The 418-nt window shown below is 73.9% G+C and carries 1 pseudogene; it reads left to right on the top strand.

The annotated features are described in order from the left end of the window. Positions 1-418, top strand: a pseudogene (locus IF78_RS50295) (hypothetical protein); the annotation flags it as partial.

Here is a 418-nt window from a genome sequence, read left to right as displayed (position 1 = left end):
GTGCGGTGGTGGTGGCGTGGGGTGGGGGCGGGGGTGCTTGCCGGGGCGCTGGCCGTGGGGGCGTGGACGCAGGTCGGGACCGTTGGGTACGTCGTTCCGCGTGGGGTGCTGCCGGGAGTGGTCGCGGGGAAGTACCGGGCGCCGTGGGTGGGGTACCGGTGGGTCACGCCGTGGGTGAAGTACGGGGATGTGGTCATGGCGCGGACGTTTCCGGCTCGGCAGCTTCCGGCGTATGGGGCCTACACCGTGGCGCCCGGGTATCCCGACTTCTTTCTGCCGGACGAGGGGCGGCGGGTGGCGGATGTGCGGCGGTACTTCGCGGTGGGGACGTCGGGGGGTGTGCGGCGGGGGATCGTGGCGGCGTATCGGGTGCGGTGGGTTGTGGATCGGGGGGGGGGGGATCGCCGCGCAGGCCGAG

The sequence above is a fragment of the Streptomyces bicolor genome, assembly GCF_000719285.1.
Lineage (GTDB): Bacteria > Actinomycetota > Actinomycetes > Streptomycetales > Streptomycetaceae > Streptomyces > Streptomyces bicolor.
This window is presented reverse-complemented; position numbering and strand designations above follow the sequence as displayed.